Annotated in this window: 16 protein-coding genes; 13 read left to right on the top strand and 3 right to left on the bottom strand. The window is 40.9% G+C overall.

Annotation, left to right across the window (positions count from 1 at the left end):
* Positions 1 to 5: 5 nt before the first annotated feature.
* The 9 genes from GJS41_RS08255 (at position 6) to purD (ending at position 8314) form a co-directional block, all read left to right on the top strand.
* Positions 6 to 1361, top strand: coding sequence for a DUF58 domain-containing protein (locus tag GJS41_RS08255; RefSeq protein WP_154246797.1), 1356 nt, complete (start codon positions 6 to 8; stop codon positions 1359 to 1361).
* Positions 1362 to 1391: 30 nt separating this feature from the next.
* A complete protein-coding gene (locus GJS41_RS08250; protein WP_154246796.1) occupies positions 1392 to 1790 on the top strand; it encodes an SMI1/KNR4 family protein in 399 nt (132 codons plus the stop codon).
* Complete coding sequence (locus tag GJS41_RS08245) at positions 1791 to 2279, top strand: nuclear transport factor 2 family protein (protein WP_154246795.1); 489 nt, start codon at positions 1791 to 1793, stop codon at positions 2277 to 2279.
* Between the two features lie 11 nt (positions 2280 to 2290).
* Entirely contained in the window at positions 2291 to 3175 is an 885-nt protein-coding gene (gene prmA, locus GJS41_RS08240) for a 50S ribosomal protein L11 methyltransferase (RefSeq protein WP_154246794.1), read from the top strand.
* A gap of 32 nt (positions 3176 to 3207) precedes the next feature.
* The gene (locus GJS41_RS08235; protein ID WP_154246793.1) at positions 3208 to 3966 is read left to right on the top strand and encodes a zinc-ribbon and DUF3426 domain-containing protein; all 759 of its coding nucleotides are present in this window, start codon (positions 3208 to 3210) and stop codon (positions 3964 to 3966) included.
* A gap of 148 nt (positions 3967 to 4114) precedes the next feature.
* Positions 4115 to 5095: a tRNA dihydrouridine synthase DusB gene (gene dusB, locus GJS41_RS08230; protein ID WP_154246792.1), complete on the top strand. Its 981-nt coding sequence runs from the start codon at positions 4115 to 4117 to the stop codon at positions 5093 to 5095.
* A 2-nt stretch (positions 5096 to 5097) separates the two neighbouring features.
* Complete coding sequence (fis, locus tag GJS41_RS08225; RefSeq protein ID WP_370515681.1) at positions 5098 to 5391, top strand: DNA-binding transcriptional regulator Fis; 294 nt, start codon at positions 5098 to 5100, stop codon at positions 5389 to 5391.
* Positions 5392 to 5458: 67 nt separating this feature from the next.
* Positions 5459 to 7024 carry a bifunctional phosphoribosylaminoimidazolecarboxamide formyltransferase/IMP cyclohydrolase gene (purH, locus tag GJS41_RS08220; protein ID WP_154246790.1) on the top strand — a complete coding sequence of 522 codons (1566 nt, stop codon included), beginning with the start codon at positions 5459 to 5461 and terminating at the stop codon, positions 7022 to 7024.
* Positions 7025 to 7033: 9 nt separating this feature from the next.
* The gene (gene purD / locus GJS41_RS08215) at positions 7034 to 8314 is read left to right on the top strand and encodes a phosphoribosylamine--glycine ligase (RefSeq protein WP_154246789.1); all 1281 of its coding nucleotides are present in this window, start codon (positions 7034 to 7036) and stop codon (positions 8312 to 8314) included.
* Positions 8315 to 8360: 46 nt separating this feature from the next.
* Here the strand turns inward: purD and GJS41_RS08210 are convergent, their stop codons facing one another.
* A complete protein-coding gene (locus GJS41_RS08210) occupies positions 8361 to 8957 on the bottom strand; it encodes a glutathione S-transferase (RefSeq protein WP_154246788.1) in 597 nt (198 codons plus the stop codon).
* 36 nt (positions 8958 to 8993) lie between these two features.
* A complete protein-coding gene (locus GJS41_RS08205) occupies positions 8994 to 10493 on the bottom strand; it encodes an AAA family ATPase (protein ID WP_154246787.1) in 1500 nt (499 codons plus the stop codon).
* A gap of 103 nt (positions 10494 to 10596) precedes the next feature.
* Between GJS41_RS08205 and coq7 the strand changes: the two genes are divergently transcribed.
* The 4 genes from coq7 (at position 10597) to GJS41_RS08185 (ending at position 14828) form a co-directional block, all read left to right on the top strand.
* Complete coding sequence (gene coq7 / locus GJS41_RS08200) at positions 10597 to 11235, top strand: 2-polyprenyl-3-methyl-6-methoxy-1,4-benzoquinone monooxygenase (protein WP_154246786.1); 639 nt, start codon at positions 10597 to 10599, stop codon at positions 11233 to 11235.
* A 168-nt stretch (positions 11236 to 11403) separates the two neighbouring features.
* On the top strand, positions 11404 to 12564 hold the full coding sequence (metK, locus tag GJS41_RS08195; protein WP_154246785.1) for a methionine adenosyltransferase: 1161 nt from the start codon (positions 11404 to 11406) through the stop codon (positions 12562 to 12564).
* 29 nt (positions 12565 to 12593) lie between these two features.
* Positions 12594 to 13991: an adenosylhomocysteinase gene (gene ahcY, locus GJS41_RS08190; protein WP_154246784.1), complete on the top strand. Its 1398-nt coding sequence runs from the start codon at positions 12594 to 12596 to the stop codon at positions 13989 to 13991.
* Between the two features lie 84 nt (positions 13992 to 14075).
* Positions 14076 to 14828 (top strand): 16S rRNA (uracil(1498)-N(3))-methyltransferase, encoded by a 753-nt coding sequence (locus GJS41_RS08185; RefSeq protein WP_154246783.1) that lies wholly within the window; start codon positions 14076 to 14078, stop codon positions 14826 to 14828.
* 5 nt (positions 14829 to 14833) lie between these two features.
* Here GJS41_RS08185 and GJS41_RS08180 read toward each other — a convergent pair whose 3' ends face one another.
* Positions 14834 to 15307, bottom strand: coding sequence for a chemotaxis protein CheW (locus tag GJS41_RS08180; RefSeq protein ID WP_154246782.1), 474 nt, complete (start codon positions 15305 to 15307; stop codon positions 14834 to 14836).
* Positions 15308 to 15311 lie beyond the last annotated feature (4 nt).

Below are 15311 nucleotides of genomic sequence, written 5' to 3'. Positions count from 1 at the left end.
TGGCGATGATTATCCGCCCCAAACCAAGCAAACGACTACTAGAGTGGTTAGCCATTGTTGTGGTTTTGGCTTTTGCTCTTGCCACTTATCGTTTCTATGCCAGTTGGCAAGATAAAGCCATCGATGATCAATGGATAGTTTGGGGTTGCTACGGCTTACTGATCACTTTGATAGTGACGGCACTTATTGACCTGCTTAATAAGAGTCATTTAACTCAGCTCAGTGCACGACGAATATTGCCTAACAACATTGCCAGCGGCACACAAAGCCAAATTAAACTGGTCATAACCAACCAATCAGAACAGCCCGTTTCATTAGTCGTTTATGATCACTTCCCAGAATTGATGGAAGCTCAAGTTAAGCCACATCAACTTGGCCTTTTGCCAAAACAAGAAGGACAAGTCCAATATTCGGTAAAAGCCCTTACTCGCGGCGATGCCATGTTTGGTGATATTCAATTAATTGTAGATTCGCCTTTTCAATTTTGGCAATGGAGTGTGCGTCTACCGCAAGATGATGTGATAAAAATCTATCCTAACTTTACTCAGATAAGTCATTTCAATATGTTGGCCGGCGAACATAACCTTGCTGATATGGGGATTCATCTACAACAATTGCGCGGTCAAGGAATGGAATTTCATCAACTCAGAGATTATCGCAAAGGTGATAGTCTACGCCAGTTGGATTGGGGTGCCACTTCGCGTCGACAAAAATTAATTTCACGCGAATACCAAGAAGAAAAAGATCAACAGATCATTTTCTTAATGGATTGCGGTAAGCGAATGCGCACTAAAGACGATCAACTTTCCCATTTTGATCATACTTTAAATGCCTTGCTGCTATTAGCTTATGTCGCCCTAAAACAAGAAGATGCTGTTGGGTTTCAAACCTTTGGCGGACATAATAGAGGCATAATGCCTATCAAAGGTCAGCAACAAGTGAACCTGCTTTTGAATCAACTCTATGATGTACATCCAACATTAACCGCTTCTGATTATCTTTTAGCCGCGCAAGATCTGATCAGTAAAACTAAAAAGCGCGCTTTAGTGGTGTTAGTCTCTAATATGCGTGATGACGACTTGCCTGAGCTTGAGCCTGCGATAAAGTTATTACAAAAACATCACTTGGTTTTATTGGCAAATTTGCGAGAAGCTGTTTTTGATAAAATTTTAGATAAACCTATTCAAGATTTTAATCAAGCAGCCTTGCATGCGGAAACGGAATTATTCTTGGATAAACGCCAAGGACTACTTGACTATTTCTCGGCTAAAGGGGTTGTTACTGTCGATTCAACGCCACAGCAATTACCTGCTCATTTAGTCAATCAATATTTCAACATCAAACGCTCAGGTCGTTTATAATAACCCCACTTAGAACAAGTAAATCCAACTATGGAAGATGTAATAGAACTATTGCAAGAATCGGCTCAATCGGTAGCTTTTGGTTTAGAGCTACCTGATGAAGACGATTTAGTGATGATCGAAGAAGAATTGTATATTCCGATTCCTGGTGATTTACGCCTGTTCTTATTAGAGGTCAGTAATTTAGTGATTGGTTCCTTAGAGCCGGTGACAGTAAGCGACCCGCAGTCACATACTCATTTGCCTGATGTCGCCGCGAATGCTTGGGATATTGGAGTGCCAAGAAATCTCATTCCAATTTGTGAAGCACCAGAAGGTTATTATTGCATTTCCGAAGCGAATGAAATCAGTCTTTACCAGGGCTCATCGATACAAGAAGAAACTTGGCCTTCTATATGGCATTGGGCCAAAGAAGTTTGGATTAACTAGGTGATTCAATTGTTAAGTAAGACCTTATTCATTTCACTTTTATTTATACTAATTATTAGTTGCACACAAAAGCAGACCACAATTACTACAGCTGATACGGCTATTGTAAAAAGTCAGATTAGGGCTCAATTTAATTCATTAGCAATAGCAGCAAAGAATTTAGATGTGAATTCTTATTTGTCTTTTATTGATAAAGATAAGTTCACAGGCTTAAAAGTTGATGGCACTAACTGGAATCATTATGAAGGTTTCAAAATAGATATCGTTACAGGATTTAGTTTCATTAAAAAGGTACACAGCCTTAAATTTCCTAACGTTAAAATATCAGTCGTAAATGCAGAAACAGCTGTACTCACCAATGAATATATTCAAGTGTTTAGTCTTAACGATGGAGCCAAGCTCACAAGTAAAGGTGGTGGCACTCAAGTTTGGTCTAAAGCATCTGGTAAATGGCTATTAATCAGCATTTCTGCAAGTTTTAAACCTTAATTGAGAAGAATATGTCCTGGATCCAGTTAAAATTCGATTACAAAAACCCTGATGCTGACTCACTTAGTGACTTCTTAATGCAGCTTGGCGCTCTTGCTGTCACTTTTTTAGATGCTGAAGATAAACCTATTTTAGAACCTAAGCCCGGTGAAACGCCGCTTTGGGAGCATCTCATAGTGCTGGCACTATTTGATGCCAATACCGAAACCACTGTCATGGATAAGGTTTTATCGAATAGTGAATATTCCCAAAGCTTAGGGCAAAATTATCAATGGGAAATTATTCGTGATCAAGATTGGGAACGAAGTTGGATGGATAGCTTCAAACCCATGCAGTTTGGAAAAAGAGTTTGGATTGTTCCCAGCTGGCACGAATCACCCAATCCTGATGCCGTAAACATTATGCTCGATCCCGGCTTGGCGTTTGGCACCGGAACCCATCCAACCACCTCCTTATGTCTTCAGTGGCTCGATGCCGCTAAGCTTGAAGGTAAAACAGTGATTGATTATGGCTGTGGCTCAGGTATTTTAACCTTAGCCGCCTTGTTGCTTGGCGCTGACAAAGTGTATGCGGTTGACATTGATCCGCAGGCAATTGATGCGACCCGTGAAAACCTAAAAAGAAACGGTATTTCTGAAGACAAATTGATATTGGGTTTGCCCGATCAAGTCGAATTACCGCAAGCCGATCTATTGCTGGCTAATATTTTGGCAGAACCTTTGCGCCAGTTATCAGAATCAATCGCCAACTCAGTGAAATCTGGCGGCAATCTGGTATTATCGGGCTTGCTTAATGAGCAAGCAGCAGAGCTTAGTGAAATTTATCAGCAATGGTTTGCTATGGATGCCGTTACTAGCGAAGGTGACTGGTCTCGACTAAGCGGTATTAAATCTTAACAACTATAGAATTCTAAAAGTAATTATTATTCATGAGCGAAACTTTTTTAACTAATTGCCCACATTGCAAATCGGTATTTAAATTGCGTAAAGAGCATTTGGAGATGGCTGAAGGTCATGTTCGCTGTGGCTCGTGCCAATCGTTATTTTTAGCCACTGATTCGTTAGTTTCTATGGAAAAAGAAACTCAAAAAGCATCGATGGCTGATAATGTTGAAGAAGCTTCGGATAATATGATGAGCGAAGCATTAGCAGATATTGCCGAAGCTCCTGAACTGGCGGTTCAAGAAGCTGCCACTCCTTCCAATATCAATAAGAGCAACTTAATAAAAAATAGCCTCTATATTGCATTAGCCGCAGTTTTGTTAATAAGTCTATTTTGGTATTTCTATCTTTGGCCTAATCGCATCAAATTGGCTCAAGATGCCAGTTGGCGTCCTGTTTTAACTGCTTCTTGCTCACTCTTTGGCTGCCAAGTGCCTCCTTTGCAACGCCCGGACTTATTCGTGGTCAGCGGCATTGAAGTTTCTCCAAAGGTTCAAGGACAACAAGAAGTCAGTCTTTTATTGAAAAATACGGCTGATTTTGCGCAACCGTTTCCAAAAGTAAGAGTGGTTTTAAGCGATATCAAAGGCGGTCAATTCACCACCCCTGACTTCACTCCCGCTGAGTATTTACCAGAGGTTAATCACAATACCTTGATCCAAGCCAATCAAACGGTTCAAATCGGTTTTTCATTTCTAAGTGATGACAAAATTTATAGTGGTTATCAAGTACAAATCGTTGAATAAGTCCGACCACTAAATATCGTTCAAATGTCAAGCAAAATATTGACGATTTTTTAATCAATTAGCGTTCAAATCCCTTGTTAAAAAGTGTATGATCGCGTCCTCAAAATTGGTGGCAACAAGACTTTTACTACTTTTATTTAGCTAAATCATGCATATCGGCAACTATCAACTCGATAACCCGTTGATTTTAGCGCCGATGGCTGGCGTGACGGATCAACCCTTTAGACAGTTGTGCAAGCAATTAGGAGCCGGCATGACGGTTTCAGAGATGATTACAGCCGATCCGCGTCTTTGGAACAGCAAAAAAAGTCGCTTAAGAAGAGTCCACCAAGGCGAAATAGGTATTCGCTCAGTACAAATTGCTGGCACCGAACCTGAGATTATGGCTTTAGCCGCTCAACATAATGTTGAGCACGGTGCACAAATAATCGATATTAATATGGGTTGCCCAGCTAAAAAGGTTTGTAAGAAAGCCGCCGGCTCAGCCTTATTGCAGGACCCTGATTTAGTTGAGCGTATTTTAAAAGCTGTAGTTGCTGCGGTCGATGTCCCAGTAACTTTAAAAATACGCACGGGACAAGATGCCAATAATCGCAATGCTTTAATTATTGCGAAAATTGCTGAAGAGGCCGATGTCAAAGCGCTAGCCATCCATGGCAGAACCCGCTCAGATAAATTTATGGGCGAAGCAGAATTTGAAACGATTGCCGCAATAAAGCAAGCCGTTTCAATTCCAATTATGGCTAATGGCGATATTGATAACCCAGAAAAAGCTAAGTGGGTCAAAGACTATACGCAAGCCGATGGCTTGATGATCGGCAGAGCCGCTCAAGGCAAACCCTGGATATTTAGAGAAATTTGGCATTTTCTGCAAACTGGCGAACATTTAGAATCTCCCAGTTGGCAAGAAATACAACAGATTTTATTTCAACATATGAATGGCTTGTACCAGTTGTATGGCGAAGTAATGGGGCCACGGATAGCCCGCAAACACGTTTCTTGGTACCTCCAAGAACAAGATGACGGTAAAGAGTTTCGACGTACTTTTAATAAAATTGAAGACGCAAAAACTCAATTAGAAACACTAAAATATTATTTTAAACAAAAACAACAGGCTAAAGCAGCATGACAATTTTTGACAACAATCAAACACAAGAATCAATTTCTGGTTCTAACTTTAATCCGAACCCTACGACCAGTGCCACTTTAAAAGAGCACGTTGCAATCTCGATGCAAAACTATATCAAGCAAATGAATGGTCAGTCATTAAATGACGTTTATGACTTAGTCTTAACTCAAGTTGAAGAGCCATTATTGCGTGCCATTATGGAGCACACTCGCAACAACCAAACTAAAGCAGCGCAAGTATTAGGTTTAAATCGCGGTACTTTACGCAAAAAACTTAAGCGTTATAACTTACTATAACTCTTTCATTTAGCCACAGACGAACGAACTTTACTTTTTTAAGCTACGAATTTTCTGAGGATTATTTATGCCAAACTTTCGCCCCATCAAACGTGCATTAATTAGCGTTTCCGATAAAAAAGGCGTGGTTGAATTTGCCCAAACTCTGGCGCAAAAAGATATCGAAATTTTATCCACCGGCGGCACTGCGAAATTATTGCGTGACAACGGTCTGACCGTTACCGACGTTTCTGAATATACTCAATTCCCAGAGATGATGGCTGGTCGTGTTAAAACTCTACACCCTAAAGTTCATGGCGCTATTTTAGGACGCCGTGGCATGGATGATGAGATCATGGCTGAACATGACATTATCGCTATCGACTTAGTTGTAGTGAACTTATATCCTTTCGAAAGCACCGTAGCGCAAGATAATTGTCGTCTGGAAGATGCTATTGAAAATATCGACATTGGTGGCCCAGCCATGGTTCGTTCATCGGCCAAGAATCATCGAGACGTCACAATTGTGGTTGAAAATGAAGACTTCAACCAAGTCGCACAACAGATCACCGAAAATGGCAGCGTGGATAAAGCCACTCGTTTTAAACTAGCAGCTAAAGCTTTTGCTCACACAGCTCGTTACGATGCGGCAATATCTAATTACTTAGGCGTCCAGGCTGCAAATGATTCCAGCAGTTTTTCTCCTACCTATTCTGTGCAATACAAAAAAACACAAGATATGCGCTATGGAGAAAACCCTCATCAGCAAGCAGCATTTTATGCTGAACACAAGCCAGAAGAAGCAAGTGTTTCAACCGCAACCCAGATTCAAGGTAAAGAACTTTCTTTCAATAATGTTGCAGATACCGATGCTGCATTAGAATGCGTTAAAAGTTTTGAAGAGCCGGCTTGCGTTATCGTTAAACACGCTAACCCTTGTGGTGTTGCTATTGCTGAAAATATTGACTTAGCTTATGAGCTTGCCTTCCAAACCGATCCGACTTCTGCGTTTGGCGGCATCATTGCTTTCAACCGTGAATTGGATGGTGCGACAGCTCAGAAAATCGTTGACCGTCAATTTGTTGAAGTCATCATTGCGCCCAGCGTGTCTGCAGAAGCCAAAGCTGCGGTTGCAGAAAAGAAAAATGTGCGCTTATTAGAGTGTGGCCAATGGGATAAAGCGGTCCCAAGTCTAGACTACAAACGCGTTAATGGTGGCTTGCTAATTCAAGACCGCGATTTAGGTGTTGTATTCGAAGATGATTTGCGCGTGGTTTCAAAGCGGAAGCCAACTGCCGATGAAATGCGCGATTTACAGTTCTGCTGGAAAGTAGCGAAATTCGTTAAATCCAATGCTATCGTTTATGCCCGCAATGGCCAAACGATCGGCGTTGGCGCAGGCCAAATGAGCCGCGTTTATTCTGCTAAAATTGCTGGCATCAAAGCCGCTGATGAAAACCTTGAAGTGAAAGGTTCTATCATGGCATCCGATGCGTTCTTCCCATTCCGTGACGGCATTGATGCGGCGGCTGAAGCTGGTATTACCGCTGTGATTCAGCCGGGCGGCTCAATTCGTGACGATGAAATTATAGAAGCCGCTAACGAGCATGGCATGGCGATGGTCTTCACAGGCATGCGTCACTTTAGACACTAGGAGCATACGATGAATGTACTGATTATTGGTAGTGGCGGTCGTGAGCATGCACTAGCATGGAAAACCGCTCAATCAGAAAAAGTCTCAACAGTTTTTGTAGCACCAGGTAATGCTGGCACAGCTTTAGAAACAAAAGTTGAAAATATTGCGATTGGTTCAGAAGATATTGAAGCTCTAATTGCTTTTGCAAAAGAACAACAGGTTGAATTAACCATTGTTGGTCCTGAAGCACCATTAGTCATTGGTGTGGTCGATGCTTTTGCTGATGCCGGTTTAAAATGCTTTGGACCAACTCAAGGCGCTGCTCAATTAGAAGGCTCGAAAGCTTTTACTAAAGATTTTTTAGCGCGTCATCAAATCCCTACAGCTGCTTACCAAAACTTCACCGAGATCGAACCAGCGAAAGCTTACGTTCGTGACATGGGTACGCCAATTGTTATCAAAGCAGACGGTTTAGCTGCAGGTAAAGGCGTTATCATTGCTGAAGACTTGCAGCAAGCTGATGAAGCTATCGAAGATATGTTAGCAGGTAACAAGTTCGGTGATGCTGGACATAGAGTGGTGGTTGAAGAGTTTTTACAAGGAGAAGAAGCGAGCTTTATCGTCATGGTCGATGGCAAAAACATTCTTCCACTAGCGACATCTCAAGATCATAAAGCTCGAGATAACGGCGACAAAGGCCCCAACACTGGTGGTATGGGTGCCTACTCTCCTGCTCCGGTGGTAACTCCAGAAATGCATGATCGCATTATGCAACAAGTGATAGTACCAACGGTTGAAGGTATGGCTTCTGAAGGTCATCCTTACACTGGATTTTTATATGCTGGTGTCATGATTGATAAAGACGGTGTCCCAAAAGTGTTGGAGTTTAATTGTCGCTTTGGTGATCCTGAAACTCAGCCAATTATGAGCCGCTTACAATCAGACTTAAGTGAACTATGCCTAGTCGCTATCGATGGCAAACTTGATACTGCCAAAGCCCAGTGGGACTCAAGAGCAGCTGTTGGTGTTGTCATGGCTGCTGGAGGTTATCCTGAGTCTTACCTGAAAGGTGATATTATTACAGGTATCGATAAAGTCGTTAATGGCAAAGTTTTTCATGCAGGGACTGCAGAAAAAGGTGGTGCAATAGTGACTAACGGTGGTCGAGTATTATGCGTAGTTGCACTTGGGGATACTGTAACCGAAGCGCAAAAAAGCGCTTATAAAGCAGTAGATAAAGTTTCGTGGGATAAAGTTTATTTCCGCACTGACATTGGTCATAGAGCAATTGCGCGAGAGCAAGACTAAGACCGGAAATTCCCTCTAAAAGCCTTACCTTGATGTAAGGCTTTTTTTATTCCTGCGGCATAGTTTCTGTAAGGGAACTTCTATTATTTTTTGTTTGATACCAGCTTGCTAATTTAGGATGCATTTGTTGCCAATCGTAATCCGGATGTCTAAAAGCTAGATAATCCAGAGTGGTTATTAAATTAATATCTATAGCGTTAAACTTTTCAGGCAACTGATCAATTCTTTTTTGCAAATAATTCAAACCTCTGTCAATACTACTAATAAACCTTTTTTGCCAAAATTCAGAACAACCCTCTTCTCCACGTACTTTATCTTGCTGCCAGGCAACGCTACTATCTAGAATACCACGTGTAAGCGAATACAAGGTTTTCAATTGCCAATCATTATTTATATCTGCAAAAAGTTTATTGTCGACTAATGCATCTAAGTATTCGCAAATCACTTGGCTATCAAAAAGTCCTTGCCCATTAGAATCGATCAAACAAGGAACTTTGCACAATGGGTTAAAGCTGATTAACTGAGCTGGGTTATCAAAAGGGTGTTGATTGATTTCTTCTATTTGAGCTAACAAAGCCAACTCTCGAATTGCAATTCGAGCTGTACGGGCGTAAGGCGATGCATTGGAATAAATCAACTTCATAAAGTTACCTCTCCTGAGTTTTGAAAACTACCCTGACTAATTTGCAATAACAGCACGCCCTTCTGCCCAATCTCGCAGGGCCGATATTTTCTCCGCCATCACTTTCGATAAAGGGCTAGTGGCTGTAATCTCTTGTAAAATAACTTCTGTATCTAATGGTCTATCATCATATAAAGACGTATACAAACCTGCGACAACAGCTTGTTCGATTTCGGCACCACTAAAACCTTCTGTTGCTCGCGCTAACTTTATCAAATCGAATTCAAGGTGTAATTGTTTACGCTTACTCAAATGTATTTTGAAAATCTCTTGACGCGAAGGACCGTCAGGCAGATCCACGAAAAAAATTTCATCCAAACGCCCTTTACGAATGAACTCTGGCGGTAAAGCACTAATATCATTAGCAGTTGCGACCATAAAAATTGGAAATTTATTTTCTTGCATAAAGGTCAATAGAGTCCCCAAAACTCGCTTAGAAGTACCACCATCATTTTCACCAGTTGAAATGCCCTTTTCAACCTCATCCAACCATAAAACACAGGGCGACATCATTTCAGCTAGCTTTAACGAATCACGAAGATTTTTCTCACTTTCCCCGTGCCATTTATTATACAGCGCGCCAAAGTCTAATCGTAGTAAAGGCACTCCCCACATACCTGCTACCGCTTTAGCGGCCAGAGATTTACCCCCACCTTGAACACCAACCAACATGATACCTTTGGGTTGATCCAAGCCAAATTTTTCTGACTGTAAAAATACTTTCCGACGTCGCTCTAACCATTCTTTGAGCTTTAGCATCCCGCCAACTTCTTTAAAGTGAGCTGTTTCATATTCGTAGTGCACCGCCCCTTCTAAATCCAGTAATTGATAACGAGCTTTATTCACAGATTCCATTTCATCTTCAGTAATTGCTCCGTCATCGTAAATCACATTACGAATAATTTGTCGGGCATCAGCATAAGTTAAACCTGCTAAATTTTGTATCAGTCGCTGCATCACTTTTTTATCAACCCTAACCTTCATGCCGCCATTAAAATTAGCCCAACGAATCGCCTCTTGCTGGATCATCTTTTCTATCTGCTCTAAGTTTGGTAATTCCAATTGAAAACGTGCTGCATAGCGCCCGATCTCTTGCGGCAGGATAACTTTATGACTAATCAATACAATTGTCTGCTGATGGAGTGAAAAGTTCAAAGCAATATCTTTTATTAAACGAATATTTTGCGGGTGTTCTTTATCAATGAAAGGATGCATATCAAACAAAATATAGATCCCTTTGCGCTGCATTTTTTTAATATATTGTAATGCTTTAGTTGGTTCTTCGGTATTTGGTAAAGCCGCTAGATGATCATCATTTAACTCCATCCGACGTAACCCTTCTGTCAAATGCCAGCCGAACAAAGGACGGCCTAAAGTTATCGCAATTCGATTAAGTAGTTCCATCGCCCGCTCTTCTTCATGAGTGTCAATGGCAATAATCGGATTTTTTGATTTGATCAGTAAAGTTAAATCGTTTTGTTCAGTTTTAGCTGCCATGAATTGTTACAAAGATCCTAAATTTATATTTGTTATTTAAAGGTATAAAAGGCAAAATTAACCTTATAGTTATACAATAGCCAGTGTATCTTTTTGCAAGCTTATGCGTCAATTCAGCTTTTTTGATCGTCTCTGCAATGTTGCGGATTCAGCACTTAAAACCAATTTTGGTGTTTATGACGCTGAAACTCGTCCGAACCCAGCGCAAACCATTGAAGACTCCGAACTTACTCAAACACAACAACAGCATGCTGCTAGCTTGATGCGTATTAATCATACCGGCGAAGTTTGTGCTCAAGCGCTATACAAAGGCCAAGCTTTAACGGCTAAATTACCAGGTATTCGCCAAGAAATGGAGCAAGCTGCGCAAGAAGAAGTTGACCATTTGGCTTGGTGTAGCCAGCGCATTAAGGAACTTAATGGACGCGAAAGCTTACTCAATCCAATATGGTATGCCACATCTTTTGCCATTGGTGCTGTGGCTGGAATCGCTGGTGATAAATGGAGCCTAGGCTTTGTTGCGGAAACCGAACATCAAGTAGGCAAACATTTAGAAAGCCATTTAGACACTTTACCTGAGCATGACAATAAGAGTCGCGTTATTTTAGAACAGATGCAACAAGAAGAGTTACAACACGCTGAAAATGCTAAACACCATGGTGCGGCTGAACTACCAATGCCCATCAAAGCGGTTATGAGGCTTATGTCAAAAGTCATGACCAAGAGCGCTTATTATATTTAACTCTTTCTAATCTCATTATTAATTTCAAACACTCCTTTAATAAATTTCTTGGTTTGTAATAATCCGTGATTTACACGTCTAAAAAGGGTAAAATTTGCGCACTTTTCACGCAATATTGAAGTACTGCTATCTATAGTAGCGACCACACAAATATAGGTATATCCATTAATGACAATCAATACTGTTTTTACTTCTGAATCAGTTTCAGAAGGCCATCCAGATAAAGTAGCCGATCAGATTTCTGATGCGGTGTTGGATGCAATTATTGCACAAGATCCAAATGCCCGTGTTGCAGTAGAAACTATGGTTAAAACCGGCATGGTAGTCGTGGCTGGTGAAGTCACCACTTCTGCTTGGGTTGATATTGAAGATATCGCTCGTCAAACGATTAAACAAATCGGCTATAACGGCTCTGATATGGGCTTCGATTGGGAGTCGTGCGCAGTATTAAATGCCATCGGCAAACAGTCACCCGATATCGCTCAAGGTGTTGACCGTGCAAGTGCCGAAGAGCAAGGTGCTGGAGATCAAGGCTTAATGTTCGGCTATGCATCTAATGAAACTGATGTTTTGATGCCGGCTCCAATAACTTTCTCGCATCGGCTAGTACAGCGTCAAGCTGAAGTTAGAAAAGCTGGAACTTTAGATTGGTTGCGCCCTGATGCTAAAAGTCAATTATCTTTCCGCTATGAAAATGATAAGCCTGTGGCAATCGATGCAGTCGTCCTATCTACTCAACATCGAGATGGAGTTAAGCATAGTGATTTGCAAGAAGCTGTTATGGAAGAAATCATTAAGCCAGTATTACCAGAGCAGTGGCTTGCCAAAGATACTAAATATTTTATCAATCCAACCGGTAACTTTGTTATTGGCGGCCCAATGGGTGATTGCGGTTTAACTGGTCGTAAAATTATTGTTGATACCTATGGCGGTATGGCACGTCATGGTGGCGGAGCCTTCTCAGGAAAAGATCCCTCAAAAGTTGATCGCTCTGCTGCTTATGCCGGTCGTTATGTAGCAAAGAATATTGTAGCTGCTGGTCTTGCTGATCGCTGTGAGATTCAAGTTTCGTATGCGATTGGTGTTGCCGAGCCAACCTCTATCAGTATTAATACTTTTGGGACTAGCAAAATTTCTGAAGAACGCCTAATTGACTTAGTTCGTGAACACTTTGACTTACGCCCTGTTGGCATTTTAAAAATGCTAGATTTATTAAAACCTATTTATTTACCTACAGCTGCCTATGGCCACTTTGGTCGAACTGAAGAAACTTTCAGTTGGGAAAAAACAGATAAAGCAGAAGCTTTAAAAGTTTCAGCTGGAATTTAATTTATTCTAAAATTATTAAGAGATTATTTATGTCTGATTACATTGTGAAAGATATTAATTTGGCTCCATGGGGTCATAAAGAAATTGATATTGCTAAATCTGAAATGCCTGGCTTGATGGCTATTCGCAAAGAGTATGGCGAAGAAAAACCATTAAAGGGCGCACGCATTGCTGGCTCATTACACATGACTATTCAAACAGCCATGTTGATTGAAACCTTAATCGAACTTGGTGCTGAGGTACGTTGGGTTTCTTGTAATATTTTCTCAACTCAAGATCATGCCGCAGCTGCAATTGCTGAGCAAGGCATTCCTGTTTTTGCTTATAAAGGCGAAACTTTAGATGAGTATTGGGACTATACCCATCGGCTAATGACTTGGCATGATGGTGGGACTCCAAATATGATTTTAGACGATGGTGGCGACGCCACTATGTTATTAATCATTGGTACTCGTGCTGAAAGTGATATTACTGTGCTTGATAATCCAGGCAGCGAAGAAGAAATAGCTCTATTCAATTCAATCAAAGCTAAACTCGCTGAAGATTCAAATTTTTATTCGCGTACATTAGTCAACATTCAAGGCGTTACTGAAGAGACGACTACTGGTGTTGCTCGCTTATATCAATTGCGCGATAAAGGCGAATTACCCTTCCCTGCGATCAACGTTAATGACTCTGTAACTAAGTCTAAGTTTGATAACCTGTATGGTTGTCGTGAGTCTTTGGTCGATAGTATTAAACGTGCTACTGACGTTATGATCGCGGGTAAAGTTGCTATCGTTTGCGGATTTGGCGATGTAGGTAAAGGTTCGGCGCAATCTTTACGCGGCTTAGGTGCTAATGTTTGGGTAACAGAAGTTGATCCAATTTGCGCATTACAAGCTTCGATGGAAGGCTACAGAGTTGTTAATATCGAAGATGCTAATATTATTGAACAAGCTGATATTTTTGTAACGGCTACTGGCAACAAAGATGTGATTCGCTATGAGCATATGGAACGAATGAAGAACGAGGCGATCGTTTGTAATATCGGCCACTTTGACAACGAAATCGATGTAGCCAGTTTGGATAAATGCGAGTGGGATAACATTAAGGATCAAGTTGATCACGTTGTATTCCCTGATGGAAAGCGCATTATAATGTTAGCACAAGGCCGCTTGGTTAATTTAGGTTGTGCTACTGGTCACCCAAGTTTTGTTATGTCTAATTCATTTACCAACCAAGTGTTGGCCCAAATCGAATTATGGCAACATGGTGAGAAATATGACAAAGATGTTTATGTATTACCAAAACATCTGGATGAAAAAGTTGCTCGCTTACACCTAGAAAGAGTTGGCGCGCGCTTAACTACACTTTCTAACGAACAAGCCGACTATATTAACGTCAATGTCGAAGGCCCATATAAGCTTGATCATTATCGCTACTAAGCTTTTTCATAGCTTTTAAAGCCAGCATTTTGCTGGCTTTTTTTATGCTATAATTTTTTCACTTATCCTTTTATTTCCGTTTACATGCGTCTCAACCGTATTTATCAAAATCAACCTCTGCTAATTAATTCTATTGTCGCACTCGATAAATCTGCTAGCATCCACCTCTCAAAAGTCTTAAGAATTGCCATCGATTCCAGGATCGAACTCTTTAATGGTAATGGTCATAGGTACCAAGCTGAAATCGTTTCTATAGAACGTAACCAAGTTTCGGCCAGAGTTTTAAGCGAGCATTCCGTTAACAATGAGTCCCCTCTGAATATTCACCTTTTCCAAGCTGTATCTCGAGGTGACAAGATGGATCTAACCGTTCAAAAGTCTGTGGAATTAGGTGTCAAAGAATTCACACCAATCATCAGTGAGCGCTGCGGTGTTAAGCTGGACCAAAAGCGCTGGCAAAAGAAATTAGAGCATTGGCAAAAGGTAATTATCAGCGCTTGCGAGCAGTCTGGTCGAGATGTTGTTCCAGTGATCAATCCGGTCCTCAATTGGGATGAGGCAATTAAAAAGATCAATAACTGCTTCTTTCTGGATCCTCATACCAATATAACTTTGGCCGATATTAAAAAACCAAATTTACAACAAAAAATACAATTATGGATTGGACCTGAAGGAGGTTTCAGTGATTCAGAAGTTGCTGAAATAGAGTCAAGCGGGACAACTCCAGTTTCTTTAGGTCCTCGCATTCTCAGAACAGAAACGGCTGCTTTAGCAACCGTTTCTGCGCTTAATACTCTATGGGGAGATTTTATACAAACTAATACTAAAAAGAGTTAATAAATTTATCGAATCTCTTTTGCCATAATTTCCATTGCATCCATATCCGGTATCATAGCTTTTTTACTCGCCACTGATACCCATGCTGCAACGCCCCGCTCGCTTGGATTAGCATCAAGCATCTCGCTGTTATTATCGTCTACAGGAATAATTCTAGGAATACCTCTTACCGTAAAGGCTAGATAAGGAATTTCTTGATTTGCATTCAAAGTATAAATAACCGCAATTCTGGCACGTCTAACATCGCCTAAATCTTGAATTCCTTGTAGACGCTCAAGTGAAATTACCGGGACATTCATATTGCGCCAAGCAAGATTACCAATATGCCAATCAGAACCTTTTTCCGCACTTTCAAACATACTCACATTCATGAATGGAACAATCTCTGCAACTGATTCGCTGGGCATTAACAAGTTGTCTTGCTGCATCGGAATCAGAAAGCTAAATACTTCTTGTGGTGATTTTTTATTCGAAGCCATATCT

The organism is Kangiella sp. HZ709, assembly GCF_009674675.1.
Classification (GTDB): Bacteria; Pseudomonadota; Gammaproteobacteria; order Enterobacterales; family Kangiellaceae; genus Kangiella.
Note: the sequence above shows the minus strand (reverse complement) of the source record. Positions and strands in the feature narration are given on the sequence as shown.